The 21,518-nt window shown below is 49.1% G+C and carries 19 protein-coding genes and 1 riboswitch; of the genes, 13 read left to right on the top strand and 6 right to left on the bottom strand.

The genetic code is table 11. The features are described from left to right. Positions 1–92: 92 nt before the first annotated feature. The 13 genes from abc-f (at position 93) to DG046_RS03550 (ending at position 13,383) form a co-directional block, all read left to right on the top strand. Positions 93–1,697: a ribosomal protection-like ABC-F family protein gene (gene abc-f, locus DG046_RS03485; protein WP_108831197.1), complete on the top strand. Its 1,605-nt coding sequence runs from the start codon at positions 93–95 to the stop codon at positions 1,695–1,697. 157 nt (positions 1,698–1,854) lie between these two features. Continuing rightward, complete coding sequence (locus DG046_RS03490) at positions 1,855–3,303, top strand: hypothetical protein (RefSeq protein ID WP_108831198.1); 1,449 nt, start codon at positions 1,855–1,857, stop codon at positions 3,301–3,303. A 239-nt stretch (positions 3,304–3,542) separates the two neighbouring features. Next, the gene (locus DG046_RS03495; protein ID WP_108831199.1) at positions 3,543–3,818 is read left to right on the top strand and encodes a glycine zipper domain-containing protein; all 276 of its coding nucleotides are present in this window, start codon (positions 3,543–3,545) and stop codon (positions 3,816–3,818) included. Between the two features lie 105 nt (positions 3,819–3,923). Next, positions 3,924–4,838, top strand: a complete 915-nt coding sequence (locus DG046_RS03500; protein ID WP_108831200.1) for a DMT family transporter — start codon at positions 3,924–3,926, stop codon at positions 4,836–4,838. Between the two features lie 170 nt (positions 4,839–5,008). Then, on the top strand, positions 5,009–6,793 hold the full coding sequence (locus DG046_RS03505) for a serine hydrolase domain-containing protein (protein WP_108831201.1): 1,785 nt from the start codon (positions 5,009–5,011) through the stop codon (positions 6,791–6,793). Beyond that, a complete protein-coding gene (locus DG046_RS03510) occupies positions 6,793–7,281 on the top strand; it encodes a hypothetical protein (protein WP_108831202.1) in 489 nt (162 codons plus the stop codon). Before DG046_RS03505 ends, DG046_RS03510 begins: the two co-directional genes overlap by 1 nt. A gap of 229 nt (positions 7,282–7,510) precedes the next feature. Further along, positions 7,511–8,095: a DJ-1/PfpI family protein gene (locus tag DG046_RS03515; protein ID WP_108831203.1), complete on the top strand. Its 585-nt coding sequence runs from the start codon at positions 7,511–7,513 to the stop codon at positions 8,093–8,095. A gap of 153 nt (positions 8,096–8,248) precedes the next feature. Continuing rightward, positions 8,249–8,986: a CPBP family intramembrane glutamic endopeptidase gene (locus DG046_RS03520; protein WP_108831204.1), complete on the top strand. Its 738-nt coding sequence runs from the start codon at positions 8,249–8,251 to the stop codon at positions 8,984–8,986. 233 nt (positions 8,987–9,219) lie between these two features. Continuing rightward, complete coding sequence (locus DG046_RS03530; protein ID WP_108831206.1) at positions 9,220–10,470, top strand: YkvI family membrane protein; 1,251 nt, start codon at positions 9,220–9,222, stop codon at positions 10,468–10,470. A gap of 164 nt (positions 10,471–10,634) precedes the next feature. After that, positions 10,635–10,745, top strand: a riboswitch (FMN riboswitch). Positions 10,746–10,889: 144 nt separating this feature from the next. Further along, positions 10,890–12,278 carry an MATE family efflux transporter gene (locus tag DG046_RS03535; protein WP_199909575.1) on the top strand — a complete coding sequence of 463 codons (1,389 nt, stop codon included), beginning with the start codon at positions 10,890–10,892 and terminating at the stop codon, positions 12,276–12,278. A 175-nt stretch (positions 12,279–12,453) separates the two neighbouring features. Continuing rightward, on the top strand, positions 12,454–12,669 hold the full coding sequence (locus DG046_RS03540) for a helix-turn-helix transcriptional regulator (RefSeq protein ID WP_108831207.1): 216 nt from the start codon (positions 12,454–12,456) through the stop codon (positions 12,667–12,669). Next, positions 12,656–13,090: a hypothetical protein gene (locus DG046_RS03545; RefSeq protein WP_108831208.1), complete on the top strand. Its 435-nt coding sequence runs from the start codon at positions 12,656–12,658 to the stop codon at positions 13,088–13,090. The genes DG046_RS03540 and DG046_RS03545 overlap by 14 nt, the downstream gene beginning before the upstream one ends. A gap of 14 nt (positions 13,091–13,104) precedes the next feature. Next, the gene (locus DG046_RS03550; protein WP_108831266.1) at positions 13,105–13,383 is read left to right on the top strand and encodes a DUF1648 domain-containing protein; all 279 of its coding nucleotides are present in this window, start codon (positions 13,105–13,107) and stop codon (positions 13,381–13,383) included. A gap of 922 nt (positions 13,384–14,305) precedes the next feature. Here DG046_RS03550 and DG046_RS03560 read toward each other — a convergent pair. The 6 genes from DG046_RS03560 to DG046_RS03585 form a co-directional block, all read right to left on the bottom strand. Beyond that, positions 14,306–15,280, bottom strand: a complete 975-nt coding sequence (locus DG046_RS03560) for an ABC transporter ATP-binding protein (protein ID WP_108831210.1) — start codon at positions 15,278–15,280, stop codon at positions 14,306–14,308. Continuing rightward, positions 15,273–16,280 carry an ABC transporter ATP-binding protein gene (locus DG046_RS03565; protein WP_199909577.1) on the bottom strand — a complete coding sequence of 336 codons (1,008 nt, stop codon included), beginning with the start codon at positions 16,278–16,280 and terminating at the stop codon, positions 15,273–15,275. Before DG046_RS03565 ends, DG046_RS03560 begins: the two co-directional genes overlap by 8 nt. Before the next feature lie 8 nt (positions 16,281–16,288). Further along, positions 16,289–17,236 (bottom strand): ABC transporter permease, encoded by a 948-nt coding sequence (locus DG046_RS03570; protein WP_108831212.1) that lies wholly within the window; start codon positions 17,234–17,236, stop codon positions 16,289–16,291. Continuing rightward, positions 17,233–18,162: an ABC transporter permease gene (locus DG046_RS03575; RefSeq protein ID WP_108831213.1), complete on the bottom strand. Its 930-nt coding sequence runs from the start codon at positions 18,160–18,162 to the stop codon at positions 17,233–17,235. The genes DG046_RS03570 and DG046_RS03575 overlap by 4 nt, the downstream gene beginning before the upstream one ends. 109 nt (positions 18,163–18,271) lie before the next feature. Then, a complete protein-coding gene (locus DG046_RS03580) occupies positions 18,272–19,945 on the bottom strand; it encodes a peptide ABC transporter substrate-binding protein (protein ID WP_108831214.1) in 1,674 nt (557 codons plus the stop codon). A gap of 283 nt (positions 19,946–20,228) precedes the next feature. Then, the gene (locus DG046_RS03585; protein WP_108831215.1) at positions 20,229–21,260 is read right to left on the bottom strand and encodes a potassium channel family protein; all 1,032 of its coding nucleotides are present in this window, start codon (positions 21,258–21,260) and stop codon (positions 20,229–20,231) included. Positions 21,261–21,518: the final 258 nt, after the last annotated feature.

A 21,518-nucleotide genomic window follows, 5' to 3' on the forward strand; every position in this document is an offset into this window, starting at 1 on the left:
ATATTTGGAGGTATAGAAAAATGATTAACACAAAGAACACAAGAAACAGATAAGAGAGGAAAGAAATCCTCTCAAAAATCAAAGGAGGATTTATGATAAATATAAACAACTTAAGAAAGATATTGCCTGATAAACAACCACTTGAAATCAATAGCTTATCGATTAACGAGAACGATAAAATTGCTCTGATCGGGGACAACGGTGCGGGTAAAACAACACTATTTCGACTTATTTTAGGGTTTGATAAGGAATATACGGGGATAGTAAATGTCGACGGAGATTTGGACTATCTATTGAATGATGGTGTTGAAGACAAATATATTTCCAATGAAATTTATTCTAAGGCAAAACTAAATATTGACGAGAGGTATAGCCCGGGAGAATTTAGAAGATTAAAGCTTTTCGATCTATTGTCTGATGATTTTAAGTTTCTCTTAATGGATGAGCCAACATCACATTTAGACATCGTGCAAAAAGAGAAAATAATACAGAAATTAAATTCAAGAAAGATGGGATACCTGATCATTTCGCACGATCGTGACTTTATTAATAAAACCTGCAATAAGATTTTAGAATTATCAGATGGAAAGATTGAAGAGTATAATGGAGACTATCAATTTTACCTTGAAGAAAGAGAAAAAAGGCAAAAATTCAAAGAAAAAGAATATACAAACTATATAAGAGAAAAAAGAAGGCTTGAAAACCTAGCAGTTAATATAAAGGAACAGGCGTCAAAAGTTAGAACCACACCTAAAAGAATGGGAAATTCAGAAGCCAGACTTCATAAGATGGGCGGTCAGGAAAACAAGAAGAAACTTGATAAGCAAGTAAAGTCAGTGGAGTCAAGAATACATCAACTTGACGCGAAAGAAAAACCAAAGGAAGGAGAGGACATAAAGTTATCTGTGCCGGATAATAAACGGATTCACTCTAAAGTATTAATAAGGGCAGAAAATTTAAATAAAGCGTTTAATAGAAAAGTTCTATTTGAGAAGTCAGAATTTACAATAGAAAACAATTCCAAGGTGGCGCTTATCGGCGATAATGGTAGTGGGAAAACCACTCTATTAAAAATGATTCTTAATAAAGAGAATATTTGGGTGCATCCGAATCTCAAAATTGGTTATTTAAGTCAGATGGATGAGACATTAGAGGAAGATAATAGTATTTTAGAGAATGTACTGAATACAACTATCTATGATGAAACCCTGGCAAGGATTGTGCTTGCAAAATTGGGCTTTAGGAATAAAAATGCACATAAAATTATCGGAGTTTTAAGCGATGGCGAAAAAGCTAAAGTAAAATTAGCTAAAATTCTGACGGCTGACTTTAACTATCTTATTTTTGATGAGCCGACAAACTTTTTAGACATAAGAGCAATTGAAAGTTTAGAAAATCTATTGAAATCTTATGATAGACCATTTCTTTTTGTAACCCATGATGAAGAGTTTATAAATAACATAGCAAACAGTCTTTTAATCATTAAGGATGAAAGAATTACTGGTTTTAAAGGTGACTTACTACAATACAAAGAAAGAAAGAATAAATTCAACAAGAGCGATAATGGGGAAAAATTATTGCGCGATTTCAGGCTATCTACTATCAATTCTAGATTGGCAATGGATATATCTAAAACTGAGAGAGAAAAGTTGGAGGAAGAGTATAAAAAACTTCTTAAAAAACAAGATGAATCTTGAAATAATAAATCACGTATCTACTTGCGCACACTTTAAGTCAACATAATCGTAAGCATATTGCTTTCTCGATTATGTTTTACATAAGAAGCCTTCCATACCGCTTTATAGATTATAATAAAGCAAAGTGGATATATTTTTATTTAAAGGAGGCGATGGTATGAAAAAAAATTCGAAGCTGTTGATGCTCTTTTTGGCGGCGGTACTCCTCGCAGGATGCGCAAACAATTCCATGGGGTCAGGAAAGAACGACGCAAATCGCGGAAATGCGGCGGCGAATGGCGGCGCCTCAAAGGCAGTGGCCAAATTAAAGCCTGTTGAAGGGGCGACGATCGGATCCGTTTCTTATTATGTGGAAGACCGAGAGGTGTGGAAGGATTTCGTCGACGAGAAGTACTCGGCCTCCGCAAAGCGGGGCGTGCGCGGCATCCACGTGCCGCGGATTCTACTGGATTCCGAGGACGCAGCTGCGGCAAATAAGCAGATCGACGCCATGGTAAAACACATGAAAGACACCTACGCCGAGCACGAGAAGGAAATGGAAGGTTTCGATACGGGGATTTGCGCTTCTTTTTCCGCGTATCAAGACGAGGATGTGTTGAGCGTCATGATCGAAAACTACGATATTTGGGAACAAGGGGCGGCTCATTACACCGTGTTTAACTTCTCTCTCCCCGACGGAAAGTTTATGGACGACGATGCTCTTATGAAGCATTTCGGCGTGGAGAAGGGCGAGCTTTCGGGCCTCATTGAAAACAGCTTGGTGGAAGCCCAGGACTTGGATACGAGCCTCTATTTCGGAGATGTCACCGATACGTCCTATTTCTACAATCCGAGCAGCTACACCGGCTTGGTTCTCAACAATCTGTGGGACAAAGGCGAGGCGCGGGATCGCCGAATCTTTTTGGACGAAGTGGGCGCACCCACCTTTGTCTGCGCCCAATCCATCGACCCGGACGAGGGACCGTGTCCGCCGCTTTTGAAACTGAGGGCAGACAAATTTGACGCGGATCCGCTTTCCGAGGTGTACGTAAGAATGGCGAGAAAACTCGGCGTCGATCCCGAGGATGAAAACCACAAGGCCTTTATCATTCACCTGGGCGCCGCCTTCGACGAAGCGAGCTTGAAGGAGACCCTGGCCAAATTGCACGCATGGACAGGCGTGTTCACAAATTGGGAAGATCCGAACATGCTCATTTCCGTGAAAGAGAGCGAGGGCGGCGACAGGCCTTGTCTGAACGGGGAGGAATGCTACCTGGTCATTCCAAAGTACAAAAACGCCTCCGTCTCTCTGAAGGAACTTGAGATTTCAGAGGCTGGAAAGTTAAAGGAAGTGGACAATCCTTCTTTGGACACCCTCGGCACCACCGGCGCCACATTTATCTGCCAAAACATCAGCGAAACGGCGCCAAACGGCAAGATCACCATTCGCTTCAGAGACGATATCACGGCATTCTCCCCTTCCATCAGTTTGAAGGACGGAAGCATGATGCTGCCCGATGAAGTCACCGACGCGGAGGCCGTTCTCAATTGGAAGGATCTCGTGGAAGAAGAGGGCTATTCCAATCTGATGTTTAAGCGTTTCATGTCCGTTATGGGCAAGGGCTAATCGATCGTGGGAATTGAGAGACGACGGCACCTACGATACGACCGGCGAGTTTTCAATCTTCTCCTTTAATTTTTTGTAGGGAAATGGAAGCTTGTCGAAAATTTCGGACAAGAGAACGCTCATCTTTAAGACTGCTTGGGAGGAGCGTGCCGGAAGTCAAGTGATATATTGTATCAAAAATGTGGTTTTTCATCTCCGTAGGGTATAAATCTAAAAACCCAAAAAGGAGATGAAGAATCATGAACTTTGAAAATATAAAATCACTGAAAATCATACTCCCTTTAATTGTGATTGTTGCGACCATGTTTTATGTTATTATAAAGGCGGTAAAGCAATCGAAAAGCGGGGTCGCAACAGAAAAGAAGACTTACTTCGTCGAAGGTATGGCGACGGGAATGGCGCTTGGCGCCGCCGTTGCAGTTTCCTTGGGACGAGAAAATATACCCATGGGAATTTCTGTGGGCATGCTACTGGGCATGGCGGCGGGAATGAACATGAAGAAAAAAGAGAAATAAATGAAGCGAATCCCGACATGGCCTATCTTCCCTTGCCGTGTCGGGTTTTTGATTCGTCAAAGAGATGTACGAGCGTTGAAAATAAAAGAAAATGCGGAGGTCAAGTTGTTATCAAAAAAGAGAAATGCCGTACTATTAAGTATCCTTGCCATGCTTTTGTGGGGAAGCGCCATCCCCTTAATTAAATCCACCTTTACGGAGCTGGGCATCGGCCAAGGGGACGCGGGACTAAAAATACTGGTGGCGGGGATTCGGTTTCTGTTGGCCGGTTTTTTGACCCTCGTCTATTTTAAAATCAGCGAAAAGGGGCGGCCCATCGCCTTTAAAAAAGTTAATTGGAAATTTGTCGTGATCCTGGCCTTGATTCAAACGTCCTTGCAATATATTTTCTATTACATCGGCCTATCCCATGTGGCCGGCGTGAAATCGTCGATCATCCAATCCACCAATGCCTTTCTCGTCGTGTTGATTTCGGCGATTCTGATCCCGAACGAAAAGGTGAACCCGAATATTCTCATCGCCCTGATCTTGGGGACCGCGGGCATCATTATTTCCAACGGACCGGCGGAAGCAACGGGCGGCATTCGCTTTGCCGGGGAAGGCTTCGTGCTCATCGCCACCACATTAAACGCCCTGGCCTCGGTAATGATTCGAAAGTACGGAAAAGGCGTCAATTCCTTTATCCTCACGTCCTTTCAATTTATGATCGGTGCCGTGGTGCTCATCCTTTTGGGGCTCGCCATCGCCGGCCGGCCCTTGGCCTTGACGCCGAAAGCGTGCCTCATGATTTTATACGGCTCCTTTATCTCGGCGACCTCCTTTTCCATCTGGACCTCGGTGCTCCAGCGCTACAACGCCAACGAATTCGGCGTTTACAAACTGTTTATACCGATCTTCGGCTCCCTTCTGTCGGTCATCGTATTAGGCGAGACATTTACCCTAAATATGGCCGTGGGCTTGGCCCTGGTCCTCCTCGGCTCCTTTATCCTGAACAAGAAAAAAATATGTTTCGGAAAGTAGAAAAGATCGGCGTCGGCCATGAAGCAGACGTCGATTTTTTGCGTTGCCCGAATGTCGGATACAGGCTTTAGAAAAGCATTGAAGCTGTTCTGAAATTGACGAAGATTTTACGCCCCCATGACATGGGGAACAGACTTCAAGAATAAAATGGGCATAAGGAGGGGTGTCGGATGAAAAAAATACTCAGCTTGGCCTTGGTGTTCAGCTTGATCTTTACTTTCGCTCTCTCGCCACAAGCTTCGGCGGAAGGGGCTGAAAAAACGCTTCCTTCGGGTCTGGCGAACGGGGATCTTCCCACGGCAATCGAAGGGTATGTTAGCGACCACGAGAAAACCACCTGCGGCTTGAATGTTCTCGTCTACGATCGTGACGGGACGATCTACGAAAATGCTTTCGGCTACGCCGACAAAGAAAAAAAGCTTGCCACCAATGAGGACACGGTGTACGAATGGGGATCCGTCTCCAAACTCATGGTTTGGGTCAGCGTCATGCAACTGGTCGAAGAAGGGAAAATCGATCTGAATGCGGACATTCAAACATACTTGCCTGAGGGTTTTCTTACCAATCTGCGTTATGATAAGCCCATGACCATGGTCGATTTAATGAACCATCAGGCTGGTTTTCAAGATACTTATTTTATTCAGACGGCGGATCCTTCCGAGTTGACATCCCTTGAAGCGACTTTAAGGACGAGGCAACCGAAGCAGGTGTATGCGCCGGGAGAACACACGGCCTATTCAAACTGGGGCGCGGCCTTGGCGGCTTACATCGTCCAACGGGTTTCCGGCATGGATTATGTCAGCTATGTACATGAACACATCTTTAAACCCCTCCATATGGAGCATACCTCCATAAGCCCCAACTATGGGGACAACGAATGGGTGCATGACCGGCGAATGAAGTTGAAATGCTACGATACCGAAGGCGAAGCCATCGGCGGCGCCGGACTTTATTATATATTACTCTACCCGGCAGGCAGTGCAGCGGGTACCATCGAAGACCTCGGGAAATTTGCCCGGGCACTGACGCCCGATGAGGCCCACCCCTCGCCTCTGTTTAAAAAACAGGCGACTTTAAGAGAAATGGAAAGCCCCACGGCTTTTTACGGATCGACAGATGTGGAAAAAAATCTCCACGGATTTTTCGCGAGCTACTACGGCGTTGAGACCCTCGGCCACGGCGGAAACACCTTCGGTTGCTCCTCCATGTTGCAGTTTGACCCTGTCAGCGGTGTGGGGATGGTATTGATGACCAATCAAGCCCACGAAACCGTCTTTAATTACGATATGTATGAGCTGATTTACGGAAAGTTTGCCGACTCGCCCCTCGCCCGGGTGAAAAGAGAGGTACCGAAGGGTCTTTTGCTCAATACCCGCGGAATCATTGAAGGGCCCCTGTCTTTTTTGGGAGCCATGGGCGTGATCACCTACAGTGAAGAAGATTTGGACAATTGGTGGTACGAAGAAGATAAAACGGTGGAAACGCCCTTTTCAGACTTCACCTTGTCCACGGTTCAGGCGATCGCCAATCTAACGTGCATGGTCCTTTTCATCCTTGCGGGCCTTTGCGGATTCGTAAAAATCGTCGGCGGACTTATCGTAGATTCCTTAATAAAGAAAAAGCGCCATGTTTCCGCCGATTCGCTACGAAAGCACGCCTATGTCTTGTCGGGGTGGATGGCCCTTGCCCTTGCGAATCTCGTCATTCTTTTTGCGCGACTGAGCACCGGATACAGTACGGGGAATATCGGAAGGCCGGAATCCTACATGATTCAAAGCGCGCTTTTCGGCGTGTTGGTTATTCTTATGGCACTGACGCTGTTTTTGGCACGAAAAAATGCCTGCGGAAATGTGACAAAGAAAGAACGACGGAAATTTCTCATCACCGTGCTTTTGGCCATGGTCCAATGCATGGTCATCGTCACCTTTGAAATGTATAAATTTTGGGCGATCTAATGGGCAGAACAAAAAAGGCATTAAAAATCATCCCTTGCATCTTGGGCATCCTTCTCGTGCTGCTTCTCAGCGCCTACGCAGCGGGAAGCCAGTTGGAAAAGTACGGCTACGGCATGATGAAAGACGGGACGGATTATTGCCTGCCCGGGGTGGTATTATTTAATCCCAATTACTCGCTGAAGGATTGGTTTATGTACTTCCGTCGGGATTCGCGGGCATACCTTGATTTTTATCTGTCCGATGAATTTCAGGCATTTTCCCTGAAAGGCAAGACGACCTATCCGGTCCCCTATGTCAACATCAACGGGGACATGGATTATCAGGCGAATAATGAGCTGGCACAAGCCTATTTCGACGCGGTGCGCGCGCCGCAAAAGGATCTGTATTTGATGAAGAACACCAGCCACGGTCTGTTGGAGTCGAAATCGGAAGAGTTTTCCGAATTGTTGCATCAAGTGCATAAGAAGTACAAGCGGATTTACCGATGATCAACATGCATTCGGCGGAAAGCTCCGGGCACGGAAACATGCAGAGGCCAAAATGTGCGACGAAAAATTTGTGCGGAAAAGCATAGAGAAAAAAATAAAAAAAGGGTAAATAGTATCTGAACGCAAAAAGTAGCGTTTTTAAGAAATTAAGAGAAGGCAGATCCTTTGAGTCGCATTCCGTGGATTCATTGGAGACCATGGGAGGAAAAAATAAGAATCGGAGACGAATATGAATTTTTATTTTCTTTTATTTGATCAATGTGAATCCCTGGATCTTTTCGGGCCCGTAGAGATATTCGGAGCCACGGAAGATGCGTCCATGCATTACATCTCCATGGAAGGCGGCTTGATGACAACCTTTCAAGGGGCACAGATTCTGACGGAAACGGTTGACAGTTTGCCCGAAGACAGCGTGCTTTTGGTACCCGGCGGCATGGGAACGCGCAAGCTGGTGGGAGACGAGGCCTATTTAGAGAAGTTAAGGGCCCTCGCCGATTCGGCGACCTATGTTATGTCCGTGTGCACAGGTTCCGCGGTGTTGGCCGCCGCAGATTTGTTGAAAGGAGTCAAGGCGACGTCGAACAAGCGCGCTTTTGATTGGGTAAAAACCACCGGTCCCGCGGACTGGATCGCCAAGGCGCGATGGGTTCGCGACGGAAAGTACTACACATCGTCAGGCGTTTCCGCGGGAATCGACATGGCATTGGGCTTTGTGTCGGACATTTTCGGACGCGCCGCGGCAGAAGAAAATGCCGCCCGATCGGAGTATATTTGGAACGACCGCGCGGACGACGATCCCTTTGCCGTCGAGTGACTTAGCCTATCCCTGTTCGCTGAAAGTCCCTGCCTTAAAGACGCATGAGGGATCACAAAGGGATCGGAGTGCAGGGTATTTATCCATATGGAAAAGGCGGATCGCGGGTCCGCTTTTTCCATGCCAATGAATGAAAAAGAGAGGAGGAACGACATGCACAGCCTGTACAAAAGAAACGAATTGGCCTTCGCGCTATTGTGGATCGCTCTCTATTGCGTGGTGACCATGAGCCTTCGCGGGCAATTCGGCGACGAAAGCATCTACCTGCTCCTCGTCCTCCTTGCCATGGCGGCGGTGATCGGCCTGTGGGTGAAAAAATACGATTTACAAGGAAAATACGGGCTAAACATGTGGCCCAAAGACGGCAAGAGATTCCTCTACTTTCTCCCCATGTGCTTCTTGGCCACGGGCAATCTGTGGAACGGCATCGCTCCCGCCTACGGCGGCCTCGCCCAACTGTGGGCGTGCTTGTCTATGCTCCTCATCGGCTTCGTCGAGGAAGTGATCTTCCGCGGCTTCCTCTTTAAAGCCCTGGTGCCGCGAGACGGCCTGCGAAAATCCATCGTCATCGTGGCCGTCACCTTCGGCATGGGCCACATCATCAACCTGCTTACGGGACAAGCCGGCCCGGAGACCGTGGCCCAGATCATCTTTGCTGTGGCGTGGGGCTTTATGTTTACCATTGTTTTTTATAAGAGCAAGAGCCTTTGGCCCTGCATCCTGATCCACGGCTTTATCAATGCAAGCTCGAAATACGGCATAGAGACGACGAACATTTTGTGGATCTACGTCATCGCCACGGCGGTTATATCCGCGGCCTACTGCGCCTATCTGCTGAAGATAAAAGGTGAAAGAGAAGAAGAGCGCGGGATGCCGGGTAATCCATTTTAAGAAATGGTAAAAATGAGAGACCGGACGAGGAGCCTCTTAAATACAGCCCGTGCGAGGGCTTTTCTGTTGCATAAGGACGATTGAAGCGAAAAGTGTGAGTATCCTATTTGACGAAAGGGATAATTTGTCGGTATCGAAGGTGAAAAAAGCGGAAAAAGCGGGCGATTTTGATGAGAGGAAATTTTATGATAAACTATTTAAGTTAAGTTATTGCATTTTACAAAGGAGTCTTAATGAATAAAAAAACACTAAGCATTATTTTCGCCTACGTCGGCGTCCTCACCGGGGCCGGCCTGGCCAGCGGACAGGAGCTCCTGCAGTATTTTCTGTCCTTCGGTCTGCCGGGGATTTACGGCATCGCCGCGGTGGGCGTGCTGCACGTGGTGGTGGGCGGCATCGTCTTGCAATTAGGCAGCCACTTCGTCGCCCAAAGTCACATCGACGTGCTGGACGAGGTGACCTCTACCGCCGTGACGAAATTTATGGACTACGCCCTCATCGTCAATTGCTTTTTAATGGGCTTTGTCATGATCGCCGGCGCCGGATCGAATCTGGAGCAACAATTCGGCCTGGCGCCCTGGATCGGCTCCCTCCTGTGCACGGCCCTCATTGTCGTCGTGGGCATGTTGGATTTCGATAAAGTGGCCAAAATCATCGGGGCCTTTACGCCGCTGGTTCTGGTCTTTACCTTGATCGGCGCGGTCTACACCATGGCTAAGGCGACGCCGGACGTGGCGCTTTTGGACGCACTGGGAAAAACCCTGCCTCCTGCCCTGCCGAACCTTCCCCTCTCCACCATCAACTACTTCGGCCTCTGCATGATCAGCGGCATTTCCATGGCCTTCGTTTTAGGGGGCAGCAAAACCGACCCGGCCGAAGCGCGCATCGGCGGCATGATCGGCGGTGCCCTCGTGGCCATTCTCACGGGGCTCGTCGGCGTGACGCTCTTTCTCGCCTTGGAAATCGTGAAAGATGCGGACATTCCCATGCAGACCGTTTTAGACAGCGTGCATCCCGCCATGGGCCTCGCCATGTCCGTCATCATTTTCGGCATGATCTTTAACACGGGCATGTCCCTTTTTTACTCCGCCGCCAGGCGCTTTTCCGCCACAGAAGGCACCTTTAAGCGCAATCTGATCCTCTTTACTTTGGCCGGATTCGGCCTGTCCTTCCTGGGATTTAAAAAATTAATGGCCATTCTCTATCCGATCTTAGGCTATTTGGGACTGATCCTCATCCTGATATTAATCGCCGCGTGGATTCGGGAGCGGAGCGAAATCAAGTCCGAGATCAAAAAAAGAAAGAAACTGAGTCGGCTGACACGAAAGAAATTGGACGACGACTTGGAATTTACGAAAAAAGACAAAGAAAAACTGGAAAAAATTGCCGAAGCCTCGATTATCGACGACTCAAAAATCAAACAAGCCGTGGAGGAAGAAGTGGCCGAGGAATTGGAAGAAGAAAATGGCGAACAGACAGATTGACCTGGAAAAGAATGAAATCGAGCAGGCGGCCTTTGCGCCTTTGCTCGATTTTTCTGCGTCTGACGGCGCGTCCGATGCGATTTTATCGGATAAACACCCGAAAAAACAAAAAATTAAACGAAATCATTGACCGAGCCATAAAATGGTGATAAATTAAAGATGAAAGTTTTCTTCGGAAACGAATGTATTCTACTGGCGGTAAAAGCCCGCGAGCGCATAGCCGATTCGGTGCAAGTCCGAAGCCAACAGTGTAGTCTGGAAGGGAGAAGGAGGCTTTTCGGCTTGTCGCCGGATGCCCTTTCCCTTCGTCTTCCGAAAAAAAGCATCCGGTGCAGGCAATTCCCTTGGGAGCCTTAGCGCCGGATGTTTTTATTTGCGGCGCACTTCCTCGTGAGTGAAAAGCGCAAAAAGGAAGGTGCATGGTGAAAAAGATGCAAACCGTCGACAGCCCCTTGGCGACGGAGCCGATTTCGAAGCTCCTCATCCGCTACTCGGTGCCGACGACCCTGACTCTTATGGTCAATTACCTCTATAACATCGTCGATCAGATCTTTGTTGGCCAAGGCGCGGGAATCACCGGCATGGCCGCGGTAAACGTGGCCTTTCCCGTCGCCATCCTCGTGAACGCCGTGGCCCTCATGCTCGGCGACGGCTGCGCCGCCAACGTCAGCCTGTGTTTGGGGCGAAAAGACCAGGATACGGCGGATCGCATCTTCGGCCACGGGGTTACCTGGATCATCGTGAGCGGCCTCGTCATGGCCATCGTCGGCGCCCTGTTCGCGCCGCGGATCGTGCGGCTTTTCGGCACCACGGACACGGCCTACGACGAATCCCTCGCCTACCTCAGGACCATCGCCGTCGGCTTTCCCTTTCAACTCATCTGTCCCGCCTTCACCGCCATGATTCGGGCCGACGGTTCGCCGAAATACACGATGAAATGCATGATGGCCGGCGCCGCCATCAATGTAATTCTCGATCCGATTTTTATCTTCGGCTTCCATATGGGCGTCGTCGGCGCGGGGATCGCCACGGTCATCGGCGAAGTTGTCGCCGGAAGCCTGTGCCTCCTCTACCTGCGGCGACTTGAGACCGTGCGCCTCACGCGCACCGCCTTGCGCCCGACTCGGGCCTTGACCATTCGGATATTAAAGCTGGGCTTTCCCAGTTTTCTGACACAGGTATTGACTGCATTGGTGCAAATCGTGCTCAACAATCTCATGCGCATCTACGGCGCCGCCACCATCTACGGCAGCGACATGGCCCTTTCCGTCTACGGCATGATGATGAAAGTATACCAAATTGCCCACGCCATGTTCGTCGGCGTCTCCTCCGCCATTCAGCCCATTAACGGCTACAATTTCGGGGCGAAAAACTACGCGCGGGTGCGCCACACCTACCGCATGGCAACGACCATCGCCCTCGTCATCTCCGCCTGCTGGTGCGCCATCTACCTGCTGCTGCCCCGGCAGATCGCCGCCCTCTTTGTCTCCGACAATCCCCTCTATCAGGATTGCGCGGCCCATTTCTTTAGGCTCTACATGATGGCCTTCTTCCTCTACGGCATCCACATGACCACGGCCTCCTTCTTCCAAGGCATCGGAAAACCCCTCCGCTCCCTGGCCATCCCCCTTCTGCGGCAGGGCGTCCTCTTGATCCCCCTGGCACTCACCCTCTCCGCAACCTACGGATTGGACGGCGCCCTTTTCGCCGTGCCCATTGCAGACTGCCTCACCTGCCTTCTGTGTGTCATTATGGCCCGGGCGGAATTTCGCGGGTGGAAAAAACGCGGATGGCTTGAGGAGGAATGAGATATGGAAACTGAGATAAAGCACTTACGTAAAAGTAGGTGCTTTTTTGGTGTCGTGGAACAGATGTATTTGCTTGAGAAAAAATTGCGCGATAAATGGAAAGCAAGCTTGACATCAAAGAGAAGACCGGTTACACTAAATGTAAAGCTAGCTTGTCATTCGGAGGTGATCGCATCTGAAAAACAGACTCGAAGAAATAAGAAAGGAACGCGGCATCACGCAAGCGGAACTGGCAAACATTCTCGAAGTGTCCAGGCAGACCATCGGTTCCTTGGAAAACGGAAGATACAATCCGTCCATACTATTGGCCTTTAAAATTGCGGCGTACTTTCAATTGACCATTGAAGACATTTTTATCTATGAAGAGGGAGAGGAAGATGGAAAAAAATAACAGGGTTTTGAAAAATACATTCTTTGCGCTTTTGGGACTTGCACTGGTGCTCCTCGGTGTTTTCGGCCACAAATACGGCGCCGAGAAACCCCTCGATGCCATGTACTATCTATTGATCGGTATGGGTTGCGGCGTGTTCGGCCATTTCGCGGGAAATATCATCAGCTATTTCTCTACGAAAGACAACGAGGCGCTGAGGCGGCAAATCGAAATCGAAAAGAACGACGAGAGGAATATTGTAATCGCGGAAAAAGCCAAATCCAAGGCCTACGACCTTATGATCTACTTATTCGCCGCCATGCTCATTATGTTTTCCTTAATGGGCGTAGATAAATTGCAAATCGTCATCATCGTCGCCGTCTACCTGTCCATCCAGCTCTATGGCCTGTATTGGCGCGCAACATTTGAAAAGGAGATGTAGTGATGGTGGAAAAAATGAATAAGAAAATCGTCGTCGTCGGGATTTTCGCCGCGTCCATTGCGCTGGGGATTTTCGGCTACATCTACTTGCCGGAAATGGTGACGGTGCAAGTGGATCTTTCGGGCAATCCCTCCAATACCTACCCGAAGATCTTGGCCATCGCCTCCCAAACGATTCTGTCCTTCGCCGGAGCCGTGGGCTATTACTTTTCCAAAGAGCGAGAAAAGAAATGGCTCGTCCTTGCCCTCGTCGGCCTGATCGTATCCGTCATCACCCTGGTATATAATATCTGAAGTTTTTCATGCGTCATGATGACGGCATAATGAGCGAGTAATTAATACGGACCCGACGAGCTTAAGATGTCGTCGGGTTTTTGATTGGAAGAAAGCTGAATGGGGAAAATGCATGAATGGGAAGTGGATAAAGAATGAAATTGACGATAAAATAGATATGAATATTGGTTTCGAGTGAAAACATGAAAAGAACCGACGTTTTATGTAGAAGTAGAAATTAGGGCAAGTCTTCACTGGATAGGAGTCTTTTTCATAAAATGTTTACTTAAGGGAGTGGTAGGGACATGAATAAAGAGAACTTAAACGGAGAAATGATTATCTATCAAAGTGAGGATGGCTCAAGTAGACTCGAGGTCAAACTAGAAGATGAAACAGTATGGCTAAATGTCCCTCAACTTATGGACTTGTTTCATTCGTCGCGCTCAAATGTTTTAGAGCATATAAAAAACATATACCTCGAGGGGGAATTAGATAAAGAATCAACTCGTCGGAAATTCCGACAAGTTCAACTGGAAGGAAATCGAGAGGTCAAGAGAGAAATCATCTACTATAATCTAGACATGATCATTTCATATAGATTTATCTTCATGAAAGCTAAGGGAAAATGCTGTGCCTTAATTTTGTGGGAAGGGATCTTGAATTTTATTCAGAGTACTTCGTAGTAATTCGTAGTAGTTCGTAGTAGCTTGCACCTGTCTGTGGCGGTTTCTAGCGGTTTGTAGTAGTTTCTGGTAGTTTGTAGTAGTTCGTAGTAGTTTCTAGTAGTTTGTAGTAGCCCTCCGCAGAATGAACAACCACGGAAATGAAAAAGCAAAAATTATTTAATGAGGAGGTTGCTCTACCCCAAAGGATATTTCAGTATAATCAATCTCCCCAACAAAAAAGACCCCCGCGGCGCAGATGCCGCAGGGGTCTTATCATTTTACAGTCGATCTTTATTGATTTCCCGCACTTTAAAGCAGGCCACGTATTGGCCGGGGAGGATTTCTTCCATTTCGGGATCTCTTCCGCGGCAGGTATCGTCGCCGTAGGGGCAACGATCCACAAAGCGGCAGCCGGGCTTCATGTTAATGGGGCTCGGCACGTCGCCTTCCAATTCGATTTGCACGCGTTTGCGTTGCTCCTCGGGATCGGCGATGGGGATGGCCGAAAGGAGGGCTTTCGTGTAGGGGTGCAGGGGATTGGCGTAGAAGTCTTCCGTGGTGCCGACTTCCATGAGTTTGCCCAGGTACATGACGGCGACGCGGTCGGAAATGTAGCGCACCATGGAAAGGTCGTGGGCGATAAAGAGCAGGGTGAGGCCCAGTTTCTTTTGCACGTCTTTCAGAAGGTTCACGACTTGCGCCTGAATGGAGACGTCCAGAGCGGAGATGGGCTCGTCGCAGATGATGAATTTCGGGTTCAGGGCCAGGGAACGGGCGATGCCGATCCGCTGTCTCTGCCCGCCGGAAAATTCGTGGGGGAAGCGGAGGCTGTGCTCGGCGCTTAGGCCCACCATTTCCAGGAGCTCGATGACCCGTTCTCTGCGCTCTTTTTTGTTGCCGATGCCGTAGATGACCAGGGGCTCGGCGATGATTTCTTCCACGGTCATCCGCGGGTCCAGGGAGGCGTAGGGGTCTTGAAAGATCATCTGCATTTCTTTGCGGTGCTCTTTCATTTCTTTGGGGTTTAGATCGTAGATGTTTTGCCCTTCAAAGAGGACTTCGCCTGCGGTGGGCTCGTAGAGGCGCAGGATGGTGCGGCCGGCGGTGGATTTGCCGCAGCCGCTTTCGCCGACGAGGCCGAAGGTTTCGCCTTTGTAGATGTCGAAATTTAATCCGTCCACGGCTTGGAGAAAGCCGTTTTCTACTTTAAAGTGTTTGGACAGGTTTTTTACCTGCAGAATGGGTTCATTCATGTGTCAACTCCTTCGCTTTCGGATAGGAGGGGTGGTACTTCCAGCAGCGGCAACGGTGGCCTTCGCTGTGTTCGATGAATTCGGGCTTTTGGTTTTCGCAAATGCGCATGGCTTCGGAGCAGCGATCGTAGAAGCCGCAGCCTTCCGGCGGTTTGTACAGATCCGGCGGCGTCCCTTCAATGGCGTGAAGGGTTTCTTCCTTGTCCATGGTCAGTTGCGGCACAGCGGCCAAGAGGCGCACGGTGTAGGGATGCTTGGGCGCGGCGAAAATTTCGTCGACGGTGCCTTCTTCGATGACTTCACCCGCATACATGACGATGACATCGTCGGCCATGTCGGCGACGACGCCCAGGTCGTGAGTAATCATGATGATGGAGGCATCCATGTCGTCTTTCAGCTTTTTCATGAGCTTTAAGATTTGGGCCTGCACCGTCACGTCCAGCGCCGTGGTAGGCTCGTCGGCGATAAGCAGATGGGGATTGGAGGCCATGGCGATGGCGATCATCACCCGCTGACGCATCCCGCCGGAGAATTCGTGGGGGTATTGGTTGATCCGCTTTTCCGGATTGGGCACCGATACTTTTCTCAGCATCTCGATGGCGAGCTTTTCGCCCTCTTCTTTTGTGATGTCTCTGTGGCGCTTCACGCCTTCGATGATCTGCGCCCCCACTTTCATGGTGGGGTTTAAACTGGTCATCGGGTCTTGGAAGACCATGGCGATTTTGTTTCCGCGAATGGCGGTCATTTCCTTTTCCGTCTTCTGAAGGAGGTCTTCGCCGTTAAAGAGCACCTTGCCCGTCTTGTAGAGGGCCGGCGGTTGGGGCAATAGCCGCATGACGGCGTTGGCCGTGACGCTCTTGCCGCAGCCGCTTTCGCCGACGATGGCCAGGGTCTTTCCCTTTCCGACGGAAAAAGACACGTGGCGCACCGCTTCCACTTCGCCGAAGAAGGTGGCGAAGGAGACGGATAAATCTTGTATTTCCAGAATGTTGTTTGTCACGATGCCACCTACTTTCTAAGTCTCGGGTCCAGGGCGTCTCTCAAACCGTCGCCCAGCACATTAAAAGAGAACATGATAAGAGAGATCATGAGAGCCGGGAAGAAGATTTGATAAAAGAGGCCGATGCCCATGACCCCGAGGCCGTCGTTGGAGAGCACGCCCAAGGAGGGTTGGGGCGGCTGCAGACCCAAGCTCATGAAGCTCAGGGTGGCTTCCGAGAAAATGGCGCGGGGCACGGTGAGGGTGATATTAACGAGGATGGGGCCCAGGGTGTTGGGGATGATGTGTTTCTTTAAAATGTAGCCCTTGTCCGCACCGAGGGAGCGGGCGGCGGTGACGTATTCGTTTTCGCGAAGTTGCAGCACCTGGCCGCGGACCATAATGGCCATGGGCACCCAGCCCGTAATACTCATGGCGAGAACCAGGGTAAATAGGCTGGCGCCCTGATCGTTGGAGAGCATAACCGAGATCAGGATGACGATGAGCAAATAGGGAATGGCGTAGACCACTTCCGCAATCCGCATCATAATGTTGTCCACGCGGGCGGAGGCCATGCCGGCGACGCCGCCGTAGGTGACGCCGACGACAAAGTCCATGGCGGCGGCCAAGATCCCGATCAAGAGGGAGTAGCGAATCCCGTAGCAGACCCGGGTAAAGAGGTCGCGGCCCAATTCGTCGGTGCCGAAAAGATTCACGCTATTGGGCTCCATATTGAGCCTGGTGTAATCTTGGGTGGAGTAGTCGAAGCCCACGATGGCAGGTCCCACGAAGGCCATGATCAAAAGCAGAATAATCGTGATCAAGCCCACCATGGCCAATTTGTTTTGGCGCAGGCGGCGGAACACATCGGACCAGTAGCCGATGACCGGCCGGGTAATGCGCTCGGCATTGTCGTCTTTTCGAGCCGGGGTAAAGAGCGAGGGATCGATGGGATTAAAAGTCGTTTCGTTTTTCATCGCTTCCCTCCCGTCAATTGAATCCTGGGATCGATGATGACATAGAGGATGTCTACGATCAAGAGCAGAATGATCAGGACGATGGAATAAAAGATCGTCGTGCCCATAATCAGGGTGTAGTCCCGGTTGGTCACCGAGGAGATCAAGAAGTTGCCCAAGCCGGGAACCCCGAAGATTTTTTCAATAACGAACGAACCGGTCAAAAGGCCCGAAAGGGTGGTGCCCAAAGTGGAGACGACGGGCAAAATGGCGTTTCGTACGGCATGTCCCATAATGACTTTAAACTTCGACAGGCCCTTGGAGCGGGCGGTGCGAATGTAGTCTTGCCCTAACACTTCCAGCATGGACGAGCGCATCAGCCGCGCGCTGGCCGCAATGGGCATGAGGGCCAGTGAGAGCGAGGGCAGGATGGAGTGCTTGAAGGTGCCCCAGCCGCTGATGGGCAGCCACGCCACCTGCTTGGCCACGAACTGAACCAGCAGCGTGGCAAAAATAAAGCTCGGCACCGAAATGCCGATGATGGCAATAATCATGGTGATGTAATCGGGCAGCTTATTCTGGTACAAAGCGGCGATGCTTCCCAGGGCCGGGCCCAAAATCATGGAGATAATAAAGGCCTGCAAACCGATTTGCGCCGACACGGGTGCGCCGCGCTTAATCATTTGATTGACCGTTTCGGCCTGAGACTTCATGGATTTGCCGAAGTCGCCTTTCATAATGTTCTTTAAGTAAATAACGTATTGCTCGCCGAGGGGCTTATCCAAACCATATTGTGCGCGCAAGTTTTGATACACCTGTTCCGGCATTTTTCCTTCTCGCGCGAAGGGATCGCCCGGCACGGCGTGCATGATCACAAATGTAATGGTGATGATGACCCACATTGTGACAATTGCCATGAGCAATCGCTTCAACACAAATTTTTTCATCGTGCGTCCTTTCCGTTTTGCATAAAATGGAACCGAGATGAACAATAGAGAGAACCAGCTTTCGGTTCTCTCTATTATTATCCCTGTCATTTAATTGATCTTGGGTTTATTATTTCGCTTCGATATCTGCGTAGATAAATCTCGGATAAGCGAGAAGCGGTTTATAAACGCCGGTGACATTGGGCTTTTGCAATCTGGGTTGCGTATAGAAGTAAACGGGGATGACGGGCATTTCTTCCATCATGATCTTTTCTGCAGCCTTCATGCTGTCCATACGAACCTTTTGATCGCCGGTGAATGATGCCTTCTTCAAGAGGGCGTCAAATTCCTTGTTCGACCATCTGGAGTCGTTTTGCGGATTGTCGGTCATGAACAGATCGAGCATGGTCATCGGGTCTTTGTAGTCGCCCATCCAACCGGCACGAGCGATTTCAAAGTTACCGGCCTTGCGGTTGTCCAGTAAAACTTGGAATTCCATGTTTTCGAGATTTAATTCGATGCCGAGTTTTTGCTTCCACATTTCTTGCAATGCTTGGGCGATCTTCTTGTGCGCTTCATCCGTATTGTACGAAAGGGTGCAGTTCTTTAAGTCGTCCATGGTCATGCCTTCTTCTTTCAGGCCTTTTTCCAGAAGTTCTTTTGCCTTTGCAGCATCTTCAGTAATGAGATTGCCGTTGGCTTCGCGGAAGTCTTTGCCTGCATCGTCGTTCAAGCCGTAAGGAATGATTCCTTCAGCCGGCATTTGACCGCCTTGGGTGATGTTTTCAACAATGGTCTTGCGGTCGAGGGCCATGGAGAGCGCCTTGCGAACATTGGCATTGTTAAAGGGTTTCTTCGTGGTGTTGAATTCGAAGTAGTAAACACCCAGGTCCTTACCTAATTCAAGTTCGGGATCCTTGGATTGAACAGCCTTTGCCGTAACAGCCGGTGCCGGTTGAACGAGTACATCGTATTCGCCGCCTTCGTATTTTTGGTAAGCCGTGTTATCGTCTTCCAAAATATCGAATTGAAGGCCGTCTAATTTTACCTTATCGGCATCAACGTAATTGTCGTTCTTAACCATCTTGATGTTTTCTTTGTGGTTCCATTCCGTAATCTTGAAGGCGCCGTTGGAGACAAATTCCGTGCTTTGGGGATCTTTTGCCCAGTCGGGATTGGCACTGACGACCTTTTCGTCGACAGGAAGCAAGGTATAGAACGCGGTGATGTCCAAGAAGTAGGGGGTCGGAGCCTTCAATTGAACTTCAAGAGTCTTGTCGTCCAACGCCTTAATGCCCACATCGTCGATGGAGCCTTTGCCGTTAAAGTATTCTTCCGCACCCTTAACATAAGTGGTGAGTTGGAAAGAATAGTCCGAAGCCAACTTCGGATCGATGACGCGTTTCCACGCATATTCGAAATCCTTGGCAGTCAACGGATCGCCGTTGGACCATTTCAAGCCGTCGCGCAGCTTGAAGGTGTAGGTCATGCCGTCGTCGGATACTTCGTAAGATTCAGCTTGTGCGGGAACGAGCTTATCGTTTTCGTCGTAGCGCATCAAACCTTCAAATGCGTGGAAAAGGACGAAAGATTCGTGGGTACCCTTTGCGATGGCCGGGTCCAAAGTGCCCGGTTCAGACTTGTTGTTGGTGCGTAAAATCTTTGTTCCGTCGGATTCGCCGGAAGCCGCTTGGCCTTCAGCCTTCTTGTTTGCGCCGTTGTTTGCTGCGCCGCCGCCACAAGCTGCGAGCAACATGACGCAGGCGATGAGGACCGACAGTAGTCGTACCTTTTTGTTAATCATGTTCTCCTCCTTAAAAAAATCATATGCGTGCATGGGATCCGAGGATTCCTATCTACCATTCCAATTATAATATAACGTTTTACTTTAGTAAACGAATTTGACGACATTGTCGGATTAAATTTTAATTTAACAAGCATAAAAGGGAAATAATGCGGAATAATGAGCGGATTAGGGTGCAATGGAAAACAGCTGAAAATGGAGTTTTGTAAGCGGAAAGAAAAGAAATTCGGTACCGAATTTTACATAGAAACGGAAACAGGCGACCTTTTGCGGTCGCCTGAAATTATTTTCCTTCATTTTTCATTTCATCTTTTATTTCGTCGCCTAAGTGGCGCAACTTGTCGATCTGTTCTTCCCGCCCCAAGACGATGAGCACGTCGCCGATTTGAAAGGTGTAGTCCACCGGCGGATTGAAGAGCATCTTTCCGTCTTCCTTTTTCTTAATGGCCAAGACCACGAGGCCTGTTTTTCTGGGGATCTCCGCTTCGATTAAATTTTTGTTTTCCAGGTAGGAGCCCGGGAAGACCGCCACTTCCTCCAGATCCAGCTCCACGTCGCCGATGCGGGTAACCACGTCGAGGAAATTAATGATGTTGGGCTTGATCATGAGCGATGCCATGCGCTTGCCGCTGATTTCTACGGCGGAGAGGGTTTTGTTTGCGCCCACCTTTAATAATTTGTCGTTGCCCGATTTACTCACGGAATTGGCGATAATGTAAATGTCTTTGTTCATGTTTCGCGCCGTGAGCACGGTGACGATATTGTCCACCTCGGAATCCAGCGTCGCCAAAAGCCCCTTGGCCCGCTCGATGCCGGCGTGTTCCAGCACGCTTTCTTCCGTGGAATGGCCTTCCACGACCAAAATGTCGTGGTGACTGTAATCGTCCAGGTCTTCTCGATTGTCGGTAATGACGACGAAGGCCATTTCTTCGTGAATAAATTTATTGATGATGACCTCGGCCAATTCGCCGGAGCCGCAAATAATGTAGTGATCATTGAGCGCGGAAATTTTTCTGTCCATTTTACTTCCCTTCCACAAATCTCCCACTTTCCCTTCGACGAACATGGCCACCACCGTGGAAAAGGCATAGCCCACAATGCCCACGCCTAAAAAAATCATCAGGACCGAAAACATTTCGGACGCATCGCTGGTGGTGCCGATCTCGCCGAAGCCCACCGTGGAAATGGTGATCACGGTCATGTAAAAGGCGTCGATGAAATCCACATCCAGCAGAATTTTGTAGCCGACCATGCCGAAGATGAGCAAAAACGCAAATGAGTAAAAGGTGAATTTGAGCTTTCTTTTCTCGTCCATAGGCCCCTCCTTATGGCTCCGATTATAATCGATTCCGCTTAAAAAAAGAACAGTGAAAAAGGCGAAAGATTCAAAGTCTGTTTTACGAAATAAATTGTTGAGAAAGGGCGAAAAATAGCGGGGAAGAGAGAATTAAAAATTGACAGGGGGGGGGTAGAGAAGATTAAAATTATAATAAGATAATTTAAATTCCATTCACAAATGAATAATTTCTATGATTTGCTTTCCTTTGTAAAGGGAAGGACAAAATCATACGCC

Origin of the sequence: Aedoeadaptatus coli (assembly GCF_900343085.1) — a bacterium.
Classification (GTDB): Bacteria; Bacillota; Clostridia; order Tissierellales; family Peptoniphilaceae; genus Aedoeadaptatus; species Aedoeadaptatus coli.

Bases quoted from the DNA above. Each gene is read 5' to 3' on its own strand.
- abc-f (WP_108831197.1), top strand. From the start codon at position 93: ATGATAAATATAAACAACTTAAGAAAGATATTGCCTGATAAACAACCA.
- DG046_RS03490 (WP_108831198.1), top strand. From the start codon at position 1,855: ATGAAAAAAAATTCGAAGCTGTTGATGCTCTTTTTGGCGGCGGTACTC.
- DG046_RS03495 (WP_108831199.1), top strand. From the start codon at position 3,543: ATGAACTTTGAAAATATAAAATCACTGAAAATCATACTCCCTTTAATT.
- DG046_RS03505 (WP_108831201.1), top strand. From the start codon at position 5,009: ATGAAAAAAATACTCAGCTTGGCCTTGGTGTTCAGCTTGATCTTTACT.
- DG046_RS03510 (WP_108831202.1), top strand. From the start codon at position 6,793: ATGGGCAGAACAAAAAAGGCATTAAAAATCATCCCTTGCATCTTGGGC.
- DG046_RS03515 (WP_108831203.1), top strand. From the start codon at position 7,511: ATGAATTTTTATTTTCTTTTATTTGATCAATGTGAATCCCTGGATCTT.
- DG046_RS03520 (WP_108831204.1), top strand. From the start codon at position 8,249: ATGCACAGCCTGTACAAAAGAAACGAATTGGCCTTCGCGCTATTGTGG.
- DG046_RS03530 (WP_108831206.1), top strand. From the start codon at position 9,220: ATGAATAAAAAAACACTAAGCATTATTTTCGCCTACGTCGGCGTCCTC.
- DG046_RS03535 (WP_199909575.1), top strand. From the start codon at position 10,890: ATGGTGAAAAAGATGCAAACCGTCGACAGCCCCTTGGCGACGGAGCCG.
- DG046_RS03545 (WP_108831208.1), top strand. From the start codon at position 12,656: ATGGAAAAAAATAACAGGGTTTTGAAAAATACATTCTTTGCGCTTTTG.
- DG046_RS03550 (WP_108831266.1), top strand. From the start codon at position 13,105: ATGAATAAGAAAATCGTCGTCGTCGGGATTTTCGCCGCGTCCATTGCG.
- DG046_RS03560 (WP_108831210.1), bottom strand. From the start codon at position 15,280: ATGAATGAACCCATTCTGCAGGTAAAAAACCTGTCCAAACACTTTAAA.
- DG046_RS03570 (WP_108831212.1), bottom strand. From the start codon at position 17,236: ATGAAAAACGAAACGACTTTTAATCCCATCGATCCCTCGCTCTTTACC.
- DG046_RS03575 (WP_108831213.1), bottom strand. From the start codon at position 18,162: ATGAAAAAATTTGTGTTGAAGCGATTGCTCATGGCAATTGTCACAATG.
- DG046_RS03580 (WP_108831214.1), bottom strand. From the start codon at position 19,945: ATGATTAACAAAAAGGTACGACTACTGTCGGTCCTCATCGCCTGCGTC.
- DG046_RS03585 (WP_108831215.1), bottom strand. From the start codon at position 21,260: ATGGACGAGAAAAGAAAGCTCAAATTCACCTTTTACTCATTTGCGTTT.